The following is a 662-nucleotide window of genomic DNA, read 5'->3' on the forward strand; positions in this document are numbered from 1 at the left end:
TTTTTACAGCATTATCATTTTGCGCTGTTTTCATTGTGGTGAGTGACAACATACCGGGTTGGGGGAATGCTTTGGGGTGGAGTTACATCTTGGGTATGTTGGCTCTGGGGGTAATAACATTGAAAGCCGAACAGCTCATGGCATGGTGTGATAAGCAATTAGCGAAAAAGAGAAAATGAAGAGGTATACTAGGTGTGTTAATAATTAACACATGGTGATTTTATGGCTAGAACAACAAGCGTCACAATCGGAGAATCTCTTGATTGTTTTATCGAAAGAATGATCGCAACAGGTCGTTATGGCTCAACAAGTGAAGTGATGAGAAGTGCATTGCGACTACTCGAACAACAAGAGAATCAACAAGACTTACTGCGAAAAGCGCTCGATGAGGGTGAGGCGAGCGGAGAGTGTTCCTTGTCATTAAAAGAAGTGGCAGCAAGAAGAAAGGCCAAGCTGCATGTATAAACTTTCCCAAAAAGCAGCAGACGATTTTGGGGATATCTACGAATATACCTTTTTAAATTTTGGCGCAGAGCAAGCCGACAACTACACCGATGAAATGGAACAATGTTTACAAACTCTGTCAGAGGCACCATTCATTGGTCGAGATTGTTCCGAACTTCGTTCTGGCGTACGTCGTCATGATCATCAGAAACACGCCA

General features: G+C 42.9%; 2 protein-coding genes. Both read left to right on the top strand.

Annotated features, from left to right (window positions below; translation table 11 throughout):
* The first annotated feature begins 222 nt into the window (after positions 1 to 222).
* Complete coding sequence (locus R7R78_RS26885; protein ID WP_012615282.1) at positions 223 to 465, top strand: type II toxin-antitoxin system ParD family antitoxin; 243 nt, start codon at positions 223 to 225, stop codon at positions 463 to 465.
* Positions 458 to 662 (top strand): type II toxin-antitoxin system RelE/ParE family toxin (locus R7R78_RS26890; protein WP_225474706.1); only part of this gene is annotated, 205 nt, incomplete at its 3' end. The genes R7R78_RS26885 and R7R78_RS26890, both read left to right, overlap by 8 nt.

The organism is Vibrio sp. 2134-1 (genome assembly GCF_033339495.1).